General features: G+C 28.2%; 1 protein-coding gene. It reads right to left on the reverse strand.

Translation table 11 applies throughout. From position 1 onward, the window contains the following. Positions 1–499, reverse strand: a 499-nt coding sequence (locus DNK84_RS13765; RefSeq protein WP_119345021.1) for a histidine phosphatase family protein, incomplete at its 3' end; no start/stop codon positions are given. Between the last annotated feature and the right edge of the window lie 306 nt (positions 500–805).

The following is an 805-nucleotide window of genomic DNA, read 5'->3' on the forward strand; positions in this document are numbered from 1 at the left end:
CAGATCCAATATCAAATACTGGAGCATTTGGCAAAGTAAATATAGGAATCAGATTTAATGCCCCTGGCAATGCAGGTAAGCCTGAATCTAGTTTTGGACCTGTCCCAAGAGGATATAGTCCATATAAAAATGATTGAGTACTAACGACTAATCTATTTTCTTGTCCTGCTAAAGATATAATTGTTCCATTAGAGTACGTTTTTGGTAAAAGATGATATTTATCCATATAAAGTTGTCTTATATGCTTTCCAAGTTTATACTCTTCTCTCATTCCAAGAGGTGTTAATTCGCCATTACCGCCTTTCCATGAATAGCTATATTGAGGATTTTTAATTGGCATATATGGAGTTCTGTCTCCATGCCTAATCAAAGTCGCAGCAAATATAAGTTTGCCATTAGATATAGAGCTATCTTTTTTTACAGCAACATTATCCGCAGAAAAACCCATTGATATACTAATCAAACCAGTAGCTAGTAGTGTAACTTTTTTTAAATTCATTATATAATTCCTTTTAATTTTAAGTTTATTACTTAATTTTTTACAATTATCATTTCTTAAAGTTAAATAGATCTTATTTGCTATCTTAGATAAAATAAAAAATTATGACTTTTTAAAACATACTAATAAATAAATCATAAAAGCTGCTATACAACAATATTAAGAGAAGATTTAATTAGATTTAAATTAAGAAATATAAAATTGTAAAACTTCTAATTATACTGCATAATCTAATTCTGCATTTTTAATTGACAAATCATAGCTGACACTATTTCTTATATAATGATTATTTCTACCTCAGCAGAC

Origin of the sequence: Facilibium subflavum, assembly GCF_003574485.1 — a bacterium.
In the GTDB taxonomy this organism is placed as follows: Bacteria; Pseudomonadota; Gammaproteobacteria; order Francisellales; family Francisellaceae; genus Facilibium; species Facilibium subflavum.